This is a genomic window from Nostoc cf. edaphicum LEGE 07299 (assembly GCF_015207245.1).
GTDB lineage: Bacteria > Cyanobacteriota > Cyanobacteriia > Cyanobacteriales > Nostocaceae > Nostoc > Nostoc edaphicum_B.
In genome coordinates this window covers 1-3,478 of record NZ_JADEXF010000680.1, presented here as the reverse complement: position 1 = coordinate 3,478, position 3,478 = coordinate 1, and the positions used below count along the sequence as shown (strand labels likewise).

Annotated in this window: 5 protein-coding genes; 4 read left to right on the top strand and 1 reads right to left on the bottom strand. The window is 39.6% G+C overall.

All coding sequences use genetic code 11. The annotated features are described in order from the left end of the window. The coding region (locus IQ229_RS18910) for a PP2C family protein-serine/threonine phosphatase (RefSeq protein ID WP_194046388.1) at positions 1 to 410 on the top strand (410 nt) is incomplete at its 5' end. A gap of 3 nt (positions 411 to 413) precedes the next feature. Continuing rightward, on the top strand, positions 414 to 839 hold the full coding sequence (locus tag IQ229_RS18905) for an ATP-binding protein (RefSeq protein ID WP_094351551.1): 426 nt from the start codon (positions 414 to 416) through the stop codon (positions 837 to 839). Between the two features lie 155 nt (positions 840 to 994). Here the strand turns inward: IQ229_RS18905 and IQ229_RS18900 are convergent, their stop codons facing one another. Continuing rightward, positions 995 to 1,426 carry a ketosteroid isomerase family protein gene (locus tag IQ229_RS18900; protein ID WP_194046386.1) on the bottom strand — a complete coding sequence of 144 codons (432 nt, stop codon included), beginning with the start codon at positions 1,424 to 1,426 and terminating at the stop codon, positions 995 to 997. 238 nt (positions 1,427 to 1,664) lie between these two features. Here IQ229_RS18900 and queG point away from each other — a divergent pair, with 238 nt between their 5' ends. Next, positions 1,665 to 2,639 (top strand): tRNA epoxyqueuosine(34) reductase QueG, encoded by a 975-nt coding sequence (queG, locus tag IQ229_RS18895; protein WP_194046384.1) that lies wholly within the window; start codon positions 1,665 to 1,667, stop codon positions 2,637 to 2,639. Continuing rightward, positions 2,614 to 3,249, top strand: a complete 636-nt coding sequence (locus IQ229_RS18890; protein ID WP_194046382.1) for an HAD-IA family hydrolase — start codon at positions 2,614 to 2,616, stop codon at positions 3,247 to 3,249. The genes queG and IQ229_RS18890 overlap by 26 nt, the downstream gene beginning before the upstream one ends. Positions 3,250 to 3,478: the final 229 nt, after the last annotated feature.

Sequence of the window (3,478 nt, the reverse complement as noted above, 5' to 3'; positions counted from 1 at the left end):
CTCAAGAACTGGTCTACACTAATGCCGGTCATATTTATCCAATATTATGGTCGCGTTGCTCGACTTTAGCTGAAAATCCCAATTACCTGAAAGTTCGCAGCGTTCCTTTGGGGATTTTGCCTAAGTGGCAGGCACAGTCTGGTCGCTTGGTTCTCGCTGCTGGAGACACATTGTTACTAGCCAGCGATGGAATTACAGAAGCAATGGTATCAAATAATCCTGATTCAACTGTAAAAACTGAAGCTGGGGTTGATTCAGTGAACCGTTCGATGCTGAATCAAGATGGTCTTTGGCAACTCTTACAACAAGAGCAACAACCACTTTCTCTTAACCATTTGTTAGCTCGCATCCAGGCAGATAATCACGTTCAAGAAGACGATCAAACTATACTTTCACTGGAGATTTTGTAAGTCATGAAAAGTGAGCTTCATGTACCAAGCGACTTGAATTTTCTGAATATTGTTGAAAACTGGTTGTTGGGATGTTTAAAAATTCAGCTAGGGGAATCTGTAGATTGGTCCCGCCAATCAAGTCGTTTAAGACTGGCTTTAGTGGAAGCCTATTCTAATGCAGTCCGTCACGCCCACAAAGACCAACCAAATTTACCCATATTACTGCGTTTAGAAGTGAAAGACCGGGATTTTGCTCTAGAAATTTGGGATTACGGCGAAGGCTTTGATATGTCTAACTATTACGCTCCAAATCCGATGGAAAAGCAAGAAGGTGGTTATGGTTGGCTGATTATGAATCGTCTCATGGATAAAGTAGATTACAAGTTGCAGGTTAATGGTGCTAACTGTCTGAAGTTAGAAGCTACTTTACCAGAATTAGTCCAATAGACAAAAGTTACTATTTCTCAAGCCATGATGCTATTTATGAGTCAGAATTCAGAATTCTGAATTCAGAATTCAGGAGTCAGAATAAAGCCATGAATCCTGTGTGAGTAGGTGAGAAATATTGGTTTAAAATTTTGTCCTTGGTAGTTATTTGCTACTTAATTTTCACGACGTAAAGTAAGTAACTCTTGGGGGGAAGCTAAAAGTTTGATTCTAGTATAAGAAATTTGCCGTTGTTGGTTGAGGATAAATAGCCACAAGACATTGACACTACACCACGAAGTTTGTGCTTTGCCTGTTACCTGGACTTGGATATCACCATTTTCTAAAGTCTCGGCTATTCCTGTGTTCGGATAAGCTTTGATGTTTTGACCTTCTTGTTTTAAGTAGGCAGCGATCGCATCTGTCCCCAGAATATCAGATTCAAATGGCGGACGCATCACACCATCTATCGCAAATAAGGCAGCAGTTGCCTCAAATTCTCCTGCATTTAAGGTTTCAAAATAACGCAGTACGCTTGATTCTGTAATTCCCTCAATCTGGAATTCTTCTTTAAGCTGTGCTGGCGATATAAATTCAGCAGAGGTCATAAAATTACCTGTATTATGCTATCTGAATATTAATTTCAATACAAAAATAAGTAAAAAAAAAGCTGCTGTTGAGATAGATCGCTACATATTAATAAATCTTCCTAACGATGGAAGTCTTGAACTGCTATGCAGTTTAAGACTGGCTATATATCGGGCAGTTAACAAATCTTAATTAAAGGTATTGGCAATATCATATATAGTTAAAGCGCCTTTATTTGGGCAAAATCCAGATAAAAAAATGAATCAGTATTCTGTAACGAGCAGCAGTCTGGTGAAAGAAAAAGCCAGCGAGTTGGGCTTTCACAAAGTTGGAATTACTGCTGTAGATCGGGTAAATGCCACAGAAGCGCAGAGGTTGCAAGCATGGATTGAACTGGGTTATCACGCTGATATGAAATGGATGGCTAATCCAAAGCGTCAGGATATCCGCTTAGTGATGCCAGAGGTGCGATCGCTAGTGTGTGTGGCGCTGAATTACTACACACCACATCAACGTCCTGAAGGTGAGGAATACGCCAAAATTTCCCGTTATGGTTGGGGAAGGGATTATCACAAGGTGATGCATGGAAAACTCAAGCAGCTATCTACATGGCTAAAATCACTCGATCCAGACGTATTAGCTCTTTATTATGCAGATACTGGCCCGGTGCAAGATAAAGTGTTGGCTCAACAAGCTGGAATTGGTTGGATTGCCAAGAATGGTAATGTGATTACACGGGAATATGGCTCTTGGGTATTTTTGGGAGAAGTGTTGACCAATTTAGAATTAGAGAGCGATCGCCCACATACAGAACATTGTGGTAGCTGTACTCGTTGTCTTCAGGCTTGTCCCACAGGTGCAATTACTCAGCCTTTTGTTGTCGATGCTAATCGCTGCATTGCTTATCATACCATTGAAAATCGTGACAAGGAATTGCCAGAGGCGATCGCACCTCATTTGCAAGGCTGGGTTGCTGGTTGCGATATTTGCCAAGATGTTTGTCCTTGGAATCAACGTTTTGCCCAAACAACTGATATTGAAGAGTTTCAGCCAAATCCAGTGAATATTGCTCCCTACCTGCTAGAATTAGCCCAAATCTCAGATCGGGAGTGGGATAAACGATTTCCAGCATCTGCCTTGCGGCGGATTAAGCCAGAAATGTTACGACGCAACGCCCTAGCTAATCTTGACGCATCCAGGCAGAAGAATGACCCAGAAAGTAATTATTTTTGATTTTGATGGCACAATTGCTGATACAGTAGATGCCCTTGTAAGTATTGCTAATCGTTTAGCTATAGACTTTGGTTATAGACAAATAAGCCAAGAACAATTAGCCTTTCTCAAGAACTTAACATCTAGGGAAATCATTAAGTACTCAGGAGTTTCTTTATTTCAGATCCCTTTTCTAGTTAAAAAAGTTAAAGGGGAATTAAAAAACAAAATACCAGAATTAAAGCCAATTCTGGGTATTAAGGAAGCATTAACAGAACTCCAAAATCAAGGATATAAACTGGGTATTATCACTTCTAATTCTAAAGAAAATGTTACGCAATTTCTCACAATCAATGATTTAAATCACCTATTTGATTTTATCTACTCAGGAATTACAATTTTTGGCAAAACAACCATCATCAATAATGTCTTGAGACAAAAGCAACTCAAACCTCAAGAAGTTATTTATGTTGGAGATGAGACTAGAGATATAGAAGCATCAAAAAAAGCAAATATCCAAGTGATTGCAGTCACTTGGGGGTTTAACTCACCGGAAGTACTAGCCAAGCAAAATCCAGATTATTTAATTCAGCAACCTAGCGAACTACTAGGAGTGATGAACAGTCGTTAATTAATAAATAGTCAAAAGTCGATTGTGATAATTTTAACAATTGACAATTGATCGAAACAGTAGAGTGGGCAATGTCTACCAATGCCGATAACTTCAATTTTCATATTTGTGACATTGCCCATCTTATACCAATTTTAAAAATACCAATCTGAAAAAAGAATCCAACACATAGATAATACCCCCCCAATCCTCCCCGATGCTTTAGGGAGGGTGCGCGTCAGCGCGGGTG